The organism is Paenibacillus sp. Marseille-Q4541 (genome assembly GCF_018310695.1).
GTDB lineage: Bacteria > Bacillota > Bacilli > Paenibacillales > Paenibacillaceae > Paenibacillus.
This window is the reverse complement of sequence record NZ_JAGXCY010000057.1, coordinates 1-16,605: the sequence shown is the minus strand read 5'-3', so window position 1 is coordinate 16,605 and position 16,605 is coordinate 1. Positions and strand designations below refer to the sequence as shown.

The 16,605-nt window shown below is 40.4% G+C and carries 24 protein-coding genes; 3 read left to right on the top strand and 21 right to left on the bottom strand.

Translation table 11 applies throughout. The features are described from left to right. Nucleotides 1–216 precede the first annotated feature (216 nt). A complete protein-coding gene (locus KFT32_RS26065; RefSeq protein ID WP_211750257.1) occupies nt 217–441 on the bottom strand; it encodes a helix-turn-helix domain-containing protein in 225 nt (74 codons plus the stop codon). A 115-nt stretch (nt 442–556) separates the two neighbouring features. On the opposite strand from KFT32_RS26065, the gene KFT32_RS26060 reads away from it, so the two are divergent. Beyond that, on the top strand, nt 557–775 hold the full coding sequence (locus KFT32_RS26060; protein WP_211750256.1) for a helix-turn-helix domain-containing protein: 219 nt from the start codon (nt 557–559) through the stop codon (nt 773–775). A 278-nt stretch (nt 776–1,053) separates the two neighbouring features. Here KFT32_RS26060 and KFT32_RS26055 read toward each other — a convergent pair whose 3' ends face one another. The 5 genes from KFT32_RS26055 to KFT32_RS26035 all read right to left on the bottom strand — a co-directional run bounded on the left by KFT32_RS26055 (nt 1,054) and on the right by KFT32_RS26035 (nt 4,288). Next, nucleotides 1,054–1,662: a replication-relaxation family protein gene (locus tag KFT32_RS26055; protein ID WP_211750255.1), complete on the bottom strand. Its 609-nt coding sequence runs from the start codon at nt 1,660–1,662 to the stop codon at nt 1,054–1,056. Further along, complete coding sequence (locus tag KFT32_RS26050; RefSeq protein ID WP_211750254.1) at nt 1,652–2,989, bottom strand: FtsK/SpoIIIE domain-containing protein; 1,338 nt, start codon at nt 2,987–2,989, stop codon at nt 1,652–1,654. Before KFT32_RS26050 ends, KFT32_RS26055 begins: the two co-directional genes overlap by 11 nt. Nucleotides 2,990–3,067: 78 nt before the next feature. Then, nucleotides 3,068–3,277, bottom strand: a complete 210-nt coding sequence (locus KFT32_RS26045; protein ID WP_211750253.1) for a hypothetical protein — start codon at nt 3,275–3,277, stop codon at nt 3,068–3,070. 2 nt (nt 3,278–3,279) lie between these two features. Beyond that, the gene (locus KFT32_RS26040; RefSeq protein WP_211750252.1) at nt 3,280–3,486 is read right to left on the bottom strand and encodes a hypothetical protein; all 207 of its coding nucleotides are present in this window, start codon (nt 3,484–3,486) and stop codon (nt 3,280–3,282) included. Beyond that, nucleotides 3,479–4,288: a ParM/StbA family protein gene (locus KFT32_RS26035; RefSeq protein ID WP_211750251.1), complete on the bottom strand. Its 810-nt coding sequence runs from the start codon at nt 4,286–4,288 to the stop codon at nt 3,479–3,481. The genes KFT32_RS26040 and KFT32_RS26035 overlap by 8 nt, the downstream gene beginning before the upstream one ends. 179 nt (nt 4,289–4,467) lie before the next feature. On the opposite strand from KFT32_RS26035, the gene KFT32_RS26030 reads away from it, so the two are divergent. Next, nucleotides 4,468–4,695, top strand: coding sequence for an XRE family transcriptional regulator (locus KFT32_RS26030; protein ID WP_211750250.1), 228 nt, complete (start codon nt 4,468–4,470; stop codon nt 4,693–4,695). Between the two features lie 78 nt (nt 4,696–4,773). Then, nucleotides 4,774–5,190: a hypothetical protein gene (locus KFT32_RS26025; protein WP_211750258.1), complete on the top strand. Its 417-nt coding sequence runs from the start codon at nt 4,774–4,776 to the stop codon at nt 5,188–5,190. Nucleotides 5,191–5,250: 60 nt separating this feature from the next. Here the strand turns inward: KFT32_RS26025 and KFT32_RS26020 are convergent, their stop codons facing one another. The 15 genes from KFT32_RS26020 to KFT32_RS25950 all read right to left on the bottom strand — a co-directional run. Beyond that, complete coding sequence (locus KFT32_RS26020; protein WP_211750249.1) at nt 5,251–5,937, bottom strand: RES family NAD+ phosphorylase; 687 nt, start codon at nt 5,935–5,937, stop codon at nt 5,251–5,253. A 227-nt stretch (nt 5,938–6,164) separates the two neighbouring features. After that, nucleotides 6,165–7,082, bottom strand: coding sequence for a peptidoglycan recognition protein family protein (locus KFT32_RS26015; protein WP_211750248.1), 918 nt, complete (start codon nt 7,080–7,082; stop codon nt 6,165–6,167). After that, entirely contained in the window at nt 7,063–7,347 is a 285-nt protein-coding gene (locus KFT32_RS26010) for a phage holin family protein (RefSeq protein ID WP_211750247.1), read from the bottom strand. The genes KFT32_RS26015 and KFT32_RS26010 overlap by 20 nt, the downstream gene beginning before the upstream one ends. A gap of 19 nt (nt 7,348–7,366) precedes the next feature. Beyond that, nucleotides 7,367–7,750, bottom strand: coding sequence for a hypothetical protein (locus tag KFT32_RS26005; RefSeq protein ID WP_211750246.1), 384 nt, complete (start codon nt 7,748–7,750; stop codon nt 7,367–7,369). Nucleotides 7,751–7,827: 77 nt separating this feature from the next. Then, nucleotides 7,828–9,450 (bottom strand): hypothetical protein, encoded by a 1,623-nt coding sequence (locus KFT32_RS26000; protein ID WP_211750245.1) that lies wholly within the window; start codon nt 9,448–9,450, stop codon nt 7,828–7,830. A gap of 18 nt (nt 9,451–9,468) precedes the next feature. Then, the gene (locus KFT32_RS25995; protein WP_211750244.1) at nt 9,469–9,756 is read right to left on the bottom strand and encodes a hypothetical protein; all 288 of its coding nucleotides are present in this window, start codon (nt 9,754–9,756) and stop codon (nt 9,469–9,471) included. Between the two features lie 18 nt (nt 9,757–9,774). Beyond that, nucleotides 9,775–10,659, bottom strand: coding sequence for a putative phage tail protein (locus tag KFT32_RS25990; RefSeq protein WP_211750243.1), 885 nt, complete (start codon nt 10,657–10,659; stop codon nt 9,775–9,777). Between the two features lie 11 nt (nt 10,660–10,670). Then, the gene (locus tag KFT32_RS25985; RefSeq protein ID WP_211750242.1) at nt 10,671–11,066 is read right to left on the bottom strand and encodes a phage tail fiber protein; all 396 of its coding nucleotides are present in this window, start codon (nt 11,064–11,066) and stop codon (nt 10,671–10,673) included. A gap of 15 nt (nt 11,067–11,081) precedes the next feature. Then, nucleotides 11,082–12,155 carry a baseplate J/gp47 family protein gene (locus KFT32_RS25980; RefSeq protein WP_211750241.1) on the bottom strand — a complete coding sequence of 358 codons (1,074 nt, stop codon included), beginning with the start codon at nt 12,153–12,155 and terminating at the stop codon, nt 11,082–11,084. Beyond that, entirely contained in the window at nt 12,145–12,513 is a 369-nt protein-coding gene (locus KFT32_RS25975) for a contractile injection system sheath initiator (protein ID WP_211750240.1), read from the bottom strand. Before KFT32_RS25975 ends, KFT32_RS25980 begins: the two co-directional genes overlap by 11 nt. After that, complete coding sequence (locus KFT32_RS25970) at nt 12,510–12,893, bottom strand: Gp138 family membrane-puncturing spike protein (RefSeq protein ID WP_211750239.1); 384 nt, start codon at nt 12,891–12,893, stop codon at nt 12,510–12,512. The genes KFT32_RS25975 and KFT32_RS25970 overlap by 4 nt, the downstream gene beginning before the upstream one ends. After that, nucleotides 12,890–13,681 carry a phage protein gene (locus KFT32_RS25965; RefSeq protein ID WP_211750238.1) on the bottom strand — a complete coding sequence of 264 codons (792 nt, stop codon included), beginning with the start codon at nt 13,679–13,681 and terminating at the stop codon, nt 12,890–12,892. The genes KFT32_RS25970 and KFT32_RS25965 overlap by 4 nt, the downstream gene beginning before the upstream one ends. Then, nucleotides 13,674–14,000, bottom strand: a complete 327-nt coding sequence (locus KFT32_RS25960; protein ID WP_211750237.1) for a phage baseplate plug family protein — start codon at nt 13,998–14,000, stop codon at nt 13,674–13,676. The genes KFT32_RS25965 and KFT32_RS25960 overlap by 8 nt, the downstream gene beginning before the upstream one ends. 13 nt (nt 14,001–14,013) lie before the next feature. After that, entirely contained in the window at nt 14,014–14,583 is a 570-nt protein-coding gene (locus KFT32_RS25955; protein WP_211750236.1) for a phage baseplate protein, read from the bottom strand. Continuing rightward, the coding region (locus KFT32_RS25950; protein WP_211750235.1) for a phage tail tape measure protein at nt 14,576–16,605 on the bottom strand (2,030 nt) is incomplete at its 5' end. The genes KFT32_RS25950 and KFT32_RS25955, both read right to left, overlap by 8 nt.

Below are 16,605 nucleotides of genomic sequence, written 5' to 3'. Positions count from 1 at the left end.
TCACGGAGATAAAAAATTTGATAAGTCAGAAAAAAGCAAAGATAGTCAGAATCATTCAAGATTCCTTGCCCTATAAGCAAGATTGCGCTTTCAGATTATCCAACAATATTCACTATCATTCAGGCTTATTCTTCATACATGTGGGAATTTTGTGGGATGTTTCGACATAACAAAAGGTGGAAGAGCGAACCAAATTACGGTTCACCCTTCCACCTTTCACCCTCTGAACTTTACTGCATTAGATGCAACTTTATATAATCCCAAAAGTTCACAAGCCAATTTAATGGGTAGATCAGTTGCATCATTCTCATATGTATCCAGTTCATCTTCAGTGACGTCAATTAGACTTATCACATCTTCTTTCGTATAACCAGCCGCTTCTCTTGCCTCTCTAATAGTAACTTTGTTTAGCTCTTGATTATTGCCTTCCTCGTTCGTCATACAATTTCCTCCTCATTAAATCGTAAAGCGGTAATGTTTACCTCTTCCCCACCCCAGTGCTATAATGTCGGTGTTAATGTAATTACCTCATCTAGCTCATAAGGGTGGTTAAGAAGTGAATGTCTCCCGTGGGAGGTGCAATCTTCTGGAACTCATCATTGCTAAAGGTTGGAGCCAAGCTGAGTATGCTAGAAGGGCTGGTCGTTCTAAACGGATGATTTCTCATTTTTGCAACGGTTCAAGAGTTATGCAACCAGAGGATATTTACGTTGCAATCCATCTCTTAGGCTGTACAATCGATGACCTCTACGAGTTTCGGACGATGCAAGCATGAAGCGCGGTAATTCCCGCTTCTCCCTCGGAGTAAACGGGAACTAATAGTTCCCATTCACTCAATACCTACCAAATCCCCTTTACTCGGAATTACCCATCCCCCCTTGGATTCATTTAGTGAATATTTATTATTCCTAATCTCCTAACAGAACACTTGTTCTTATTGTATGTCATTTTTTGATTATTTTCAACAATTTCCCAATGAAAGTCTACAACTATCTGTTACATGAAGCGGACGTATTGGTTTGCGTTTACCTTTATAATGGTTTCGGTTACAGCCTATTTGTTAAACCTAGTGAGCATTGATTCCACAGTATCTTGAAACACTTTGAACGATTGTTTATTCGTGTCATACGATCCGGAACCAACCCCGATAATCCAAACTGGCGGAAAGATCTTCTTCTGTGGTATCTGCCAAACTTCGTTCTGCCAATCCCCTGATAAGTAGTACTTTTCATATCGATTCATTTTGTCCTGCATTTGCGGTTTCGTATATTTCGAACGCTGGATCTCTACGTAAAAAGGTGTGTTTTTCCAAATCATAAATGCGTCAGGTTCAGGCGAACCCTTTCCGCCAAGCTTCGGCTCTACATTGAATACTCTTGGTTTTTCAATGCGGAATACATCACGGTAGAACTGTGAGATAGAGAGAAAATGCCCAATCTTTTGAGAGTCCGATTTAACTTTTCGTTCGGCGCAATAGTACACATATTTCTTGCGTTCCGTAGAACATTTGATATAACCGTCCCGGCGTAATCTTTTGAGTACCGAATTCGCCTGAGTGATTGGTTTTTTCGTGTGGGAAAAGTAAATTTCCGCGACATCTTCACCAGTTAGGAACCGGAATTCATGTATAGTATTTATGATTTCTTCATCCCTAGTTCTCATAAACGAGCACTCCAAACGGGTTAATTTCTTCTTCTTCGCCCACTTCCTCCGAACTAAATTCATCTTCTCTCAGATCGACCACATTCTCTTCCGTGACCTCTTTCCGCTTAAACGGTTCAAGCATACTCTTAGCATCGGAAAGAGCTAAGGAAGGAGCCTGAGCAAACTTCAAACCATCCAAGGAAAACACGAACCTCCCCTTTTCTTTATTCATGATTTCCGATGCTTCGCCGCTGTCAATTGCAATCCGGCTGTTTGTTACATTGGAAGCTCTGAACGCCATCCTAACCGTCAAATTATTCTTTAGACCGCCGTCCATAATAGTTGCGTCTGCACGTTGTAAAGAGAGGATTAGGAACACGCCAAGCGAGCGACCTATTGCTGATATTTCTTCAATAGTTTCGAGAATATCTCTATTCCTTTTGTTTTTCAGAAGCGCGACTTCATCAATGGCAATAACAATATATTTTGGTCTGATGTCCTCCGGCAAATCATCGACATGAGCAAAGCCTTTTTTATTCAGCAGGTTTCCTCTTTGCGTCATGATCTTTGTAATTTTCAAAAGCATTGTCCGCAGGTCATTCGGTTTGATTACAACCTCTTTTGCTATTCCATTAAAGATATGAAATTCAGTACGCTTAAGATCAGCACAGTATAATTCTATGCGATCTTTACAGTTGGTGAGTAACGTTGTGAGGATTGATCTGAGCTGTAATGATTTGCCGCTCCCTGTTTCGCCCGTCACCAACAAATGAGGGTTTTCGACCATGTTGTAAGCAAACAAACCGGACTGAGTATTTCCCACCAGGATCGGAAGGGGAATATCTTTGATTCGTTCCGCAACTTTATTCTGATCGTAATCAAACATTTTCACTTCTTCGTTGTATGCCTTGATGAAAAACCTCCGTTTATCTTTCGATAATTCGAACTCTAATTCCGAACCAAAGGACTGATAAAACAAATCTTTTTTCTTATAAACTTCATCCGGCATGAGTCCGATGGGAAGAACAAAACTCAGCTCCGTCCGGTTCAAGTAAATGCGAATGTCTTTCCTGGAGAACGATGGATACTTTTTGATCTGCCGACCCTTATAACCCTGGATGCTCAGAAACACGTTTCCCATGCGGAATAGGTTACTTAACTTCTTGGATGCTATTACTGCCGGGTGGGTGACATAAGCCCCGTACGCACCACCTAGACTACCCACCAACCCCAGCGCTTTTACTATCCCTATACCACTCAACATCATCAAACTCAACCCCCCAAGACCTTCAAGCTCTCCCGCTCCTGCGGGTTCCCTTGAAACATATTGTGTTTTTCCTGTCATATCACTGCTTTTAGCTTGTATTACTCAAGTCACACTACTTCGGTACATACTCAGGTTTTTACTTGAGTAATTACTTCATTACCAAGACACATGTACACCGAGATATTGACCAGCAACTTTAAAGAAATCCTTCCAGGTGGAAAATGCTATTAGGAAGTAGCTCACCTGCGCTCCGATCCTTACCATGATCACATTTCCGGCGTTACCGCTCATCTCAAGTTTCCGTTCAATGATGTGACCTACGATTCCTACAGCAGCAATGCTTGCAAACGGGATGAAGAAATTCATCTTTATATCCACCCTTCCACACTGAATTCTTCTGATCGTTTAACCTCTGGCAGTTGAATAGTAATGCTGCTACCTTCCATATCTCTTTGGATCAGCCGCTTGATGTATCCGGACGAATTAGGTTTACCATACACAAACTCATGCCAGTATTTCTGCTCCGGATCAAGTAGATTAAATGACACTTGAACAATCTTTATATCCTTAGCCACCGTATACCCTCCTTGCAATCATCAGGAGTCCCCTAACGTTTGTTGTAAAAGGATCAGGGTCTAAAAGTACTGCCAATGGAAAGAGCTGCTGTATAAACGGTAGGACCTCAGCAGCCCCGCCCCCAGTAACATAAACCACATCTTTCTTATCCCACTTCCGAGCGATTGCCCTAGCAGCTATTTGTCGTCCAAAGGATCGTGGATCTAGTTTACTTTTACTCTCCATACCTTCAGGCAGTGTAAAACTGCTCTTATTGATAAACTGCCGGTCCGTGATCGTGGCGAAGTTCACGCTACCGCTTCCGATATCAATGATTCTTATAGTGCCGACTGCAGGAGCTACCAAAAGCCCAGAAGCAGCTCCTTCAGGTCCAACCTCACAGTTCTTGATTACAATGACTTCTCGTTTTCCGTTCACAATCAGATCATGGCTGCCGATGTACATTTTCTTAATAGCCTGTTTTTCAGTTTCGGTGTGAGTATCAATCGGTTGGCCAACAAGTATTTGATGCTCGTTACCGGATCCATACTGATGCAGTGCTATGAGTGATCTAAGTTTTGCATCAAAATGCGCTTTGCTTTCATCTTTCCGACTTTCTACATACTCCGACTCCCGGAGTGCAAGACTGCCAGCGAAACCAGTAAGTCCTTCATACTCCCATTCAAAGTCATATTCCCCTAAGCTTTTTAGGTTGCGGTTCAGATCATTGATCCCAATCGCTGACGGAAAAATCACTGGCTTAGGCAAACGGCTGTCAAAGTACTTTGTATTACGTCCTCCTGGATCGATTGCGCTAATCATAAAGATCACACTCCTGCTGTCAGGTTATATATCCAGATACGTAACCAGGGCGCCTTGGTCCGGTTTGGTTATGTATCTAGTTCTATAACTATGTGGAGTGCTTGGTCATGTTTCGGAGTTTCGAGTATATTTTTTCATAGGTTTGTCCATCCTTATAACAATTAAGGATGGTGATACCAATGTCTGGCTTGGGTAAAAAAAGAACGCCTCTTGGAATATTTCTTGATGAAACTCCGAATATTAGTCAAGAATGGCTGTCTATAAAAACTGGAAAGAATAGAGATACAATTTCGGATCTATGTGATGGAAACAAGAATGTAAAACCGAGGATTAAAACGAAGCAATTGATCATATCTGTATTGAGAAAGTACGGGTACAATGTAAAATCTATTGATTTTTGGGAATAAAATCACAATTCTGTATCATAGAGTGATACAATTCAAATATAATAGTTAAAATTTCGGATTACCGAGGTGAAGTGAAAAATGGGATTTAAAGAGATGTGGAAGCAGGCTCAAGGAGAAGGAAGTTTAATCAGAAAGGGTCAGGCTATTAGAATTGAATGTATTGGAGGATATCCACAATTCAGTGGCAAACAAGTTTTTGTAAAGCGTGGCGATTCACAAAACACTTTACTTATTGATGAAGTACCTGCAATGGTTACTCAACTTGTGTGGGATGAAAAAGGAAAACGCAGTCTAGGAAAAGCTGCAGCAGGAGCTATAGTTGGTGGTGTACTTACGGGAGGAATCGGATTAATAGCTGGCGGTGCAATTGGAGGAAAAAAGAAGGATGCTTCCGTTGCAATAATCAGTTGTACTATTGATGGAACTGAAACGGAAATTTACTTATCTTCTGATAAAGATGAATTCAAAAAACTATCAAAGATACTCCAACAATAGATGACAAAAAAAGGCCCCATAAGAACCTCGGGGGCTTTTTTTGTGCCGTACATACGATTATTATCCTTCCATTACCTTAATATCGATTTTAGTTACAGTGTAGAGATTTGTTTCTTCTTGTATAGTCATCATACTGGGATCGAACAATAAAACATTTATTCCCCCATTACGTAAGGAACTTGGAAATCTAATTCCGTCAAGTTTGAGATTTTTAACAATTTCACAAATAAATTGTGAGGCTATATATTCTAAATCTGAATTATTAGGATCTATGGGGTTAGACATATAATGATTCATTATCCACTTAACACTATCACTCTTTGGAGATTTTTCATGTTTTTTTAGAACAACATCAAACAATCTTACAGGTTCATTATATACTAATTTGGCAACTGTGATTTCAGCTCGTTTATACGGTCTTACCTCTGCAATAGCAGTGTCTATGTCTTCTGCAGCGTATAAATAAGTAATGCCTCTAGGATTTGCTCTACCGTTTGAAGAATAATAAATAGGTGGAGCACCCATTTCGTTTGCTGGATACTTTTCAATTTCTCGCCTTCTCATTTCACTCTCATTATTAAGTCTAGCCCTGTATAAAACTCGGTCTTCTGATGCATCAATACTCAGGACATTATTTTCAATTACCTCTGCCATCATTCCAACTAGTTTTTCATCGTAGAAATACCGAGATTTGTACATTAGATTGTAAAAAAATTCGCTGAACTCCACATAAATGGAATTATTCATTATTCAGAACACACCTTTCCTACAAGTTCCAAAGCAAAATATCCTGCATATTGAATTCGCATTGATCTCTTATGTAGTATGTACCTTGTATTTTCACTGCTAGAGGTGAGTATTTTCCAATTAAATCCCAGATAATCTACGTTGATTTCATCCTCCTCTATTTTCCAATATAACACAAAAAAGCCCAGGATTAATCCCCGAGCTTTTTTCCGCTGACATGAAAATGTTTATTCAATAGGCATCCCTGCAGCTTTCCGCAAATAATTAGCCAGGTTATTATAATGTGTCTTGCCGACCTGATCCCCCGCTCGATGTGCTTTTTGCCATGCAGGTTTAAGCCACCGGAATATAATTTCTTGGGCATTTGATTTGTGCAATTTGACCGCTGCTGCTAAGTTATTTCCCTCAGCATCGATTCCAGCTGCACTCCTTAGATTGTTCGCTAAACGATGAAAGTGGCCTGCACCATCAGCATCCCCAGCATCTTTAGATGCTTTCCACGCAGGACGTACATAATTTGTGATCAATGCATTTGCAATATAAGGTGTCAATGCTACGAATGATGGTGCTTTAGGAACGACCTTCTCACCTTCCAGTTCAGTCGCTACGTCATATATAAGATCCTTTAGACTTTTCCCGATCGACTCAAGAGCCTGTTCACAGTCAGCTTTACGCGATGGATCAAGCTGCTTATGAGTAGGGATATGAATCAAAGGGTTCTTGCCCCACTTCCAGCAACAATAGGCAAGGTACCAAACGAATTTATTATATGCTTCAACTGTGTTTATCTTCCCGCCGTAACAAAGTTCTACTCCAAGAGCAATGTCATTTGCATCATCACCGTATTTATCATTATCTGTGGTGACATTATAGCGAACTTGCCAAGCCTTCTCAGCATGATCTGGACCAGTCCCGGTTGGAATAATCTCCAATATCCGTTTGTCATCAATAAAGGTGTGTGCTGAAGCATCGCGATCAATCATGCTGTTAAAATACTTGTAATGTGCTTCAGCATCTGCACCAGGATTACCAGAATCGTGTGCAACGAAAAAACCCGGCGTTCCGGATACTAACCGGGTGCCGGGCCTTACGTTTGGGCGCTTATTGATATAACGTCTTAAGATTTTATATTTGGTTATATCCATCCTTCTCAACTCCTTTCTTGCCTTGCTTGATAATTTGATTACCATACACAGCAACTGCAGCAGTTAAAACACCTTGAATCAATGATTCCGGACTCCAATCGATCATCCACACTGTCAGTAGAACTGATATAGCTGTTACAATATAGACGATGGTCCAATCCGGTACTTTAGGTGTTTGTTTAAGAACAAAACCCACTACCCAACAAAGAGCCAATACAATGATAAGTCTAGGGTCAATAAGTTCAGAAATTGCGTTCCATTCCATGATAAATTCACACTCCAAATTAATTAGTACCGGTAATTTGAATACCGGCCCAGACTAATGCAAATACACCACCAGCGAAGCCGGTGATTAGTGCCCCGTAGAAAGTTCGCTTAAACCACTTCTGGTCATCTGCTTGTTTTTCAAGTGTCTTTAGCGCCTCTTCCGCCTTTCGTTTTGCTTCCTCGGCAATATCTTTACTTGGTTCAATTACATCAAGTCTTTGGTTCGCTCTATCCGCACACTGTAGGGCTTCTTTAGCTGTTTCTTTTACATTATCTAAGGTGGTAGCCATCGCACTGAGCGTCTTGAGAGTTTCTTCAATCCGTGCTAACTGTACTCGTATTTCCATGGCGAAACTATAATCTGTTTCTGGCACTGTACTCACCCCTTCTATTTGATTCATCCCCCGTTCCCCCATTCAGACCTGTTTTAAGAAATTCCTTGAACCACAACAAAAAACACGCAATTGAGCGTGTTATATTAACCAATGTACTCTATCAAGCAAAGTGCCTGTCCATTCGCTTGAGCAACGTTTGTTGCAACAAGTTGAATGTGTCTTTTTGCTTCAGAATCACAACTAAACAGTAATGGTTGGTTTAAATCAAAACCCAACGAATGATCTAATGCATTAACTATCCCTAGCACAGTAGGTGTTGATTCAGTAGTCTGAACTGTAAATGTAGCATCTGTATTTTCTGTTACCGCTCCAGCAGGAGAGTACAGTCTTATATTTGTAATTATTGATCCTAGGGGCAAGTAACAATCAACTAAAGGTGATAATTGATATGGGAATTTACCATCAGCATTTTTTAAAGATACAATTCTTTTTTGGGTTATACCCGTATAAGAATTTTGAAAGTTATAATCACAATCCCATACATTCCCCCTTCGAGAATCTTTGGCTCTGCAATTTTTAAAATGTATTGTAGGTTGTGCTCCTTTAGATGCATTGTTATCCGGTGCAGATAATTCTATAAATGTCCCAATAGTTTGATGATTTAAAATGTCACAATTTTCGTATGTTATTCTTGGTTGCTTTTGAGCAGAAGCTGCATAGTATTGAAATTGATGGGTTCCCATTAATGTACAATTATCAAAATTAATTATTGGCATGTCCACATTTTCACTAACGAAAGTAGCTATTTTACTATTTGGAGAAACATTTAGAGCTTGAGAGCTACAATCACAAGAAATAAAGCTCACGTTACCTTTGTCCCATTCACATCTAATCAATTTTGAATTCACAGTTCGATGTTCGAATCGTGCTCCAATACACAAAAATCTTGTTACTCCCAAGCTGTGTGTCTTACCTAGTAATTTAAAAAAAGTACCTCCGTTAGCCCCTATATGGATAAAACTTCCGCCCCATATATTGATATTCCCACCCTTAGCCATGTCAATGAAATCACCTTCTTCAACCTCATATTGACAAGCAAAGAAATTATAGTTAAGGAATTGATCTGATCCATTTTGGTCTTCAACAAATAATACTTTTCGAATAGTTCCGTAAAATCCACAATGAAAAAAGGTGAACTCTGAGTTATTATCAGTACCCTCTAGCTTACATACCCAATTCCAGTTCCGAAAATTCACTCGTGAAAATGTATAATTTTGCGCTCCACCAGCACCTGTACTTAACATAAAGTTAGCATTTTTTGATAGGTCACCAAAAAACGTCATATCTTCAAAGTGTATGTGAAGCCAACAATCGTTGTTATTAAACAGATATTGGTTATTAGCCGATGGTTTAAAAATAATCCTTGTTACCTCTCGTCCAGTTCCTCTCAAATTAAGACCTCTAACCCTTTTCAGCGTTGTCTTTAGTAAGTTTATATCTGTAACCGTGTATTCTCCTGCTGGGATATTAACCGTAATATTACCAAACGGCATATGATAGATATCTGGATTATTGGTTATTTCTTTATTAATGTAAGTGACCAAATCATTATTCAACCCACTGCTGTCTGATTTTTTAAACCAGTTTACATTAGTCCCACGCTCTGAAACTTCTTCGTCTATCTGAGTCAATGCCGAATTAAAGTCTTCGACTTTCCAAGCCTCTTTTCGGCCCCACTGCTTCAATTTAATATTTTTAGTAGGCATTTTTAATTAATCCCACCCTTAATAAATTTTATCAATGATGTACCATAAATCTTGTTCACGATACTCATTTTCTGGTTTGCCTGGTGCAAAATCAGGGGAATTAGACATAAGTAGTTCATAGTTTTCACTTGATACAATACAATCACGAGTTTCTAAAAGCGTTTCATTTTCATCATAATAACCTATAGTCAACCTTATGATTTTTGCTGTTTTATCTTCGTTAATGATAATAAAGCCTTCTTTATGTGCGTTCTTTTTCAGCACTTGGACTTCTGTATAGCTAATTAATGTATTAGAATTCCTCATTGAACTCACAACCTTCCGTTACATATTTTTTTCATAGGGAAACAAAAACGCTTCAGACAATTCTTCTGTTGTGTATGTCTCCGCTTCTTCACCAGTGAGTCCGTAATCCTCAATTTCTCCCCACGTGAGCCATGTAGGCACTATCTCATATTCAAGATGTGCAGGAAGAACTTTCTCAGCAGTTTGTTTAATGTCCTTTATATTTTTTGGAATTCCGCGTACACTCCAGATCGTTGATACTACTCGTTGAACATCTGTGAGTTCGTCTACAGTCATGTCATAAAACGTATTCATAATCTCTGTATATCGCTTTTTGGTTAAAATATCTGGCCGTTTAAGACGATCTTTAATGATTAACCTTCGTTCATCTACAGTTGAGTTAGCGTCTGGAATAATCCTCAGTTCTTTTTCAAAACGTTTAAGACCAACCTCAGATGCTAGATCGACGCTTTTCTGATCTGAAATCCACTTTATTGTTGCAGCTAAAATGGTCGCTTCAACAGCGAACATTTTTAATAACTCCTTTAATATTGCATCCTCTTTAAATATGGAAGGAAGCTTTTTAATCATGTTGTTGAAAATATCCTTGTCTGAAATAAAAGCCTCAGCGTTAGCTTTTCCTGTAACCGTTCCAGAGAATAAAGAATACTTTTTCATGCGTATAGCTGGAAGGACTGATTTTCCCAGGGACCTACTTGTTACCCTTAAAATTCGATAGATGCCGTTTGCTAATATCGTGGAGTTAGAATAAGCGCTTCCTGTAAGTCTAACGACTACTCGGATTTCAACAGGGTTTAATAAGGATACTCCATCTGATCCCCCTAAACCCTTAACAATTCTTACAATTGTCCCAACCCCACTGCTGGAGCTTTGCGATATGCCTGTAAGATTAACTACAGCCATTATTCATCACCTCAATCCTCCGTGATGATCAGTGTTCCTGCATCTATTTTCAACTGATTGCTTGCCACTACCGGTTGATTCGGAGTAATTTGACCAGAATATAATAGGTGTCCCGCTGTAGCTGCATCAAATATTCCGAAGTGCGTCACTGTCCCCCATGCTGCCGTAGCAACTGGATAGAAAATATCTGCTGCATTAGATGAAGTAGTAACGCCACTTGTTGACGCAGCACTAAATGTTATAAGTTGCCGAGCATAACCAGCCCCGGAAACCTCCGTTCCTGTTCCCGCATCAGTAGGATCCGTAGTGAACAAAGCAATATATAACGATGTAGGCGGTGTGTAGACAGTCCCCCTCAGTGTATGATTGAGCACTTGCATTTCTAGCCACTTACTTTTTCCTGCCATTATGACCATCCTCTCTTATATAAAATTAATAGCCCCAGCGATCGGAACTTCATCTTCTGCTAATTGTAGATTTCCCTTACCGCCATTGATTTGCAAACCATCATGGTCCAGCACGTCCTCCACGGACAGTAGAGCCTCGCTTATACGGTTAAACCTAACAATGGTATCAGTTATACTACTCAAGTAATTGGACACGGCCGTTTGGCACTGCTCCGTAACTGAGGATAGATCACTGCTTTCTTTAAGAGTAAGCGTTGCTGTTATATTAATTAATACTTCTGTCACGCTTCTTACGGTTACTACTGCATCGACTGGTTTCACACTTTGGATATAGTCATTTACAGCTCTCACTACTGCAGCACTTGGTGCCCGGTTATCCGCATTAAGAATTACGACAAGGACATTTCCTCCGCCACCAGCAGCACGAAAAACCCGCGCATCGTAAACGCCGGGTATTTCTTTGGCCCACTTTTTATATTGACTTGGATTAGCACTTGACGAGGGATCCCGCACTTCTTCGAAATATCTCTCACGGAATTCAGTCTGCGTTTCCTGATCCCTTCCTCCACTTGTAGCCACAAGATTAGTTACCATCGTGACATTCGCATTCGGATTAACAACAATTGTAATGGTTTCAGGTTCTACATTCCCTGAATCACCTGGCTCCATTGCCTCAATAGAAACATCTCCTGAACCGTTCGAATTTAGCGTTACACTCTGAGTTGTTTCGAATAAGACTCCTTCTCCAGTTTTGATTAAAAACCCAGCTGGTTCAGTATATCCAGGTACACCTAAAATTCGTAGGGTGCCAGTAGCATACTGTTCTTCAATGGGGATGACTCCCTTGTTAGCAGCCAATCGAATCAAACGATAACCTTCCGCTGTATGCATATCAGAACTATGATAAACATCTTCTACATCCTGCCAAATATCTGCAATAATCCATGACATAAGCCTCAACATAATCCCAAGGAGCGTTGTTTCTGATGTATTGATGTCTTCTCCAAAAGCTTCTCTGGATTTTCCCTCCATATCACTTACCAGCTCTGGGAATCTTTTTCTTCTAAATCCCGTTTCATCAATCGGCATCAAAAATCACCCCCTCTTCATTTGTAATTGTTTCCCCAGTGATTGATGTCGCAATGAAATTCACATTTAATTTTCTGATTTTCGGATCTTTTATGAAGGTAACCTCATCAATAGTCGTGATATCTTCCACATACTCCAGAAGAGCTTCACGGATTTCATCTTCCATCATTCCTTCTGATGGGTCCTTGCCTAGAAACATTCTTTGATCAATTCCAAGCTCTGGATTAAGAAACCATTCCCCTTTATTTATGCTCAGCAAAATGCGAGCACTTTGGGTGATCTCCTCTTGATCAGACACCAGTTGCAGCTCACCATTTACGAATTCCAAACCTGTACTCCCAAATTTCAAAGTTTTCACCCAAACACCCCCACTATGACACCATCCATAATGCTGTGTTGACGAGAATATTGTGGTCCACTCGATTGCCCTTGTAAAATCCCTTTGCATTCACGATCAGTGAAAACAACAAGCACAACGTCCCCTCGGTGATATACAGGAGGACAATATGTTTCATATCCATTAATCATTAGCCTCTGACCTAATGCAGGAACATCTTCAATTGGCGCTGAGTCTACATCAGTAATAGACCGAATAAGGGGCTTTATCGTTGCAGTTTGATTGGACTGATTGTAGGAAAGTATTTCACACGGCATCGCTACTCGCATACTTGCTGAGAATTTTTGGATCGCTTTTTGAATTAAACTTGCTAAGGTACCGGCTGGATCAGCATTCTTCACATAATCGCCTCCATTTCCGTCATGAAATCACCGGTTCTACTAAACTTATGACTACCACTTCTGACATGTACTCTCCCTGACCATATCCGAGATGTAAGATCCACAGTAGAAGCCGTGGATATCCTATGCTGTAATTGAGAACGTAAATTATATCCTATTACCCCATCATCACCTTCTAATGGCTCTGGAGATCCAATTAAGCCGGTCTTCTGTGATAACTTAAATAAGGGATCTGCACCTCTTCTAAGATTCCGAATATATATACGTCCTTTATTCATAAAGAAGCTGGTACCACAATCTTTTGTTATGTCGGCCATGACTTCTGTTATTACTCCATCTGCTGTATACCCACCCAAATATCGAACATCTTTACTCAACTCCATTTGAGCAACTGGAATCCCAAGCTTACTCGCCAAGTCTTTCAATATATAAGACGCTAAGGTTCCTTTTGCATAAGCTTTACTTACAATCTTACGTACAGTTAAATCCGGTCCATCTAATACCTTCAGGGTTGTTATTCTATTTGGACCATCCCATGCTGACCATCTCTTAGTTACGTACCCCTGTAAAATGGTACCTATATCACCGGTGTATCCCGCATTGATATGCAATACTGAGTTACGCTTCAGCTTATTAATGGTTGAATCTGAGAGGTTCCATATCTTCACCTCTGACTCGTTTGGCAGCGTATCATTATCAAAAGGTACCGTCCCTTCGATATTGAAATCTAAACTACTGAATTTCATTCCTCCCACAAGGATTTCAATAACTCGTCCAAAATTACTCATCTTCATCATCCTCAAAATATAAATACAAAAACACGCTTATCCCGAGGTTCCCCCAGGATACGCGCGTCTCTGAACCAGACAAATCGTAAGGAATAATCTGCAAAGATGGGATACGACTATCTGAAATATTATTAAAGAGTGGAACTGCATAAACCATCTTCTCACCTGTTACGATCGGAACATCTGCGATGGAAAGGTCAACAGTAAAATAATCATGAGCAGTATTGTAATCTACTAAGAATGTATAAATAATACCTTCCAGGTCGATATCAAACTGATAAGGAATTAAGTCCTTCTCAATATCAATATACTCGTCCATATAACCACCCTCTTTATTTTTCCCATTTACTTCCTGCTTTGAAGGTAACTTTTTTCACTGTTTCCTTCGCCTTGGTTTTACTTTTCGCTTTTTCTTTCTTGGTTTTAGTTTTTGTTGATTTCTTAGCAGAACTCTTAGTAGTTGTCTTTCCTGTTTTGGTTTTAGTCTGCTTTGTTCCAGCGCTGTTAATTACTTTTGCCTGCACTCTTACTGGTGTTGGCAGCTGTCCGGAATAAGAAGATGTTTTAACGATAATAACTTCACGTATTTCCATGCTGAAAGTATATCCGTTGGCAATTGAGCTATTATGAGATGTACCAAAGGAACTTATTAATCCTTTGAAGGCATTCCTACCGACATAATTAATTACTCTGCCCTTTTCATAAGCCGTCTTCAGGTAAGTTCTAATTTCAGAGGCTTTGGAACCTACAATACGCCCGGATACCGAAATCGATGCAGGTCCCTTCTGAACATGATCAGATACATTTGCCCCTTTCTCAACGGGCTGATCGGTAATTTCTGCACTGAACGTTGGCGACTCTTCTTCGACAGTGATATAGTATTTGCCATCGATCTTAGCCATACGACACATCACCATCCAAATTCAAGCGTCTTAGCGCACTCTCAAACTCTTCTCCCATCATTGCCCGGAGCATAGATAACAAGGATGGATCTATGTTTGAGTTTGTTCCAGAAGAACCACTTAAGTCGAGTTTCACACTAATTTCGTGTCGGGTATTGCTGTTAGATCTTGAAGCACGGGCCGGTGAGCTTTCAGGAGTATATGCGTTTGACTCCAAAGGCGTAGATACGGCTTCGCGGGCTAATCGTACCGAACTGTCTTTAACCATAGATTCTGTGCCTTCGATACCATCAGCCAGACCTTTTCCGGTAAAGAAACCGACCTCCATCATAACCCTAGACGGAGAATGGATATCCAAGAACCCCGTGATACTATCCTTAATGCCACTAGCAATATCTTTGACTTTTCCTACTACAGCATCTTTCATCCCTACAATTCCATTAATAAGACCTTGGATAATGTTCTTACCAGTCTCAGCAAGATCAATGTTGGTAAGAAAGCCCATGACCTTATCCCATGTCTTCTTAATAGCATCAAATAACGTAATGGCCGTTTTCTTTACGCTCTCCCAAACACCATTAACGATATTTCGAAAAGTTTCTGATTTTTTATAAGCAACAACTAACGCTACACCTAGTCCAACAAGTAGACCTATGATAATCCCTATTGGATTAAGACTCATTACAACGTTAAGCGCTCCTTGAGCAATTGCAGCACGTTTAGTCCAGAGTTCGTGGATTTTAGTAGCAATTGTCGCTGCTGTGACGATTGTTTTGTATGTAGCAAATGCTGCTGCGAGTCCGAATACTACAGGTGCGAAGCCACTCCATCCAGTAGCTGCTCGCGTAACTGCTGAAATATTAGAAGCAATCTTTTGGATATGTGGCCACAAGGTCTGAGCTCCCAGTATTAACCCATTAATCGCTTTACCCACTCCATTGGCGATGGTATTACCTACTGCTTGGATTTGAGCCTTATTATTAACCATCCATTGTCCAAATTGATTTAGGTAAGGAAGTACCTTTTGCCCAATAGGAATAATAATACCAGTTTGGATTTGACGGAAGAACATACGGAAGGCTTCTCCGGGTTTATTAAACTTAACCTTATTAAGCTCGTCCATGCTGCTTTTCGTCTCATCGAAAGATTTCTTCGCGTACCCTAACGCTGATATGGTTGACGCCTCTAAATCTTCAAATTGTGACCCCATGAGGGCAACTCCGACCGTATTTTGCTGTACTGGATCGGCAATATCTCCAATCATCTGCATGATGTCCGTGAAAGCTTGTTTAGCAGCTGGACCACCGGCAGCAAAGGTACTCATCATCTGATCCGCATTAAGTCCAAGCATCTCAAAGGCTTGAATCGAGGTTTTACTACCATCCTTTGCACGGATATTAAATTCCTTGACAGCATCCCCGACCTTATCCAGATTAAAAGCTCCGTTTTCTGATCCCGCTACCAAAGTATCAAACATCTCTGTAGCACCAAACCCAAGCGTTTTAAATTGGTTCGCGTACTCATTAAACGTGTCCAGCATGTCACCAGACTTGTTTAGTCCCTTTTGCTGACCTTGAGCCATCATTTCATAAGCCTGATCTTGCGTAATGTTAAATTGCTTCATCATGGTATCTGCTGTACGTACGGACTCCGTGATGTCATAACCAAAAGCATCACGTAGAAGTAGAGCATTCTGAGTAGCATCCTTTAGCGCATCACCTGTCAGGTGTGTTACCTGCTGAACAGATGTAATTGCTGATCCAAGATCATCCCAAGACTCGCCAAAGTTCTGATTATATAAATCTTCAGCAACGGATCGGGTCTCTATCATTTGAGCAGCAGTTGCGCCCGTTGCGCTTTGAATTTGACCCATAGCGGTCTCAAACTGGGATGCAGCATTGAACCCTACCGCAGAAATACCGCTAAGCGCTACCCCTGCAAGAGAACCCAAGCCAACAACACTTTTAGTGAGCTTATCCACTTTTTCGTTTGCCTTAGCAATCCCTTTAGAGTCAAGTTTAA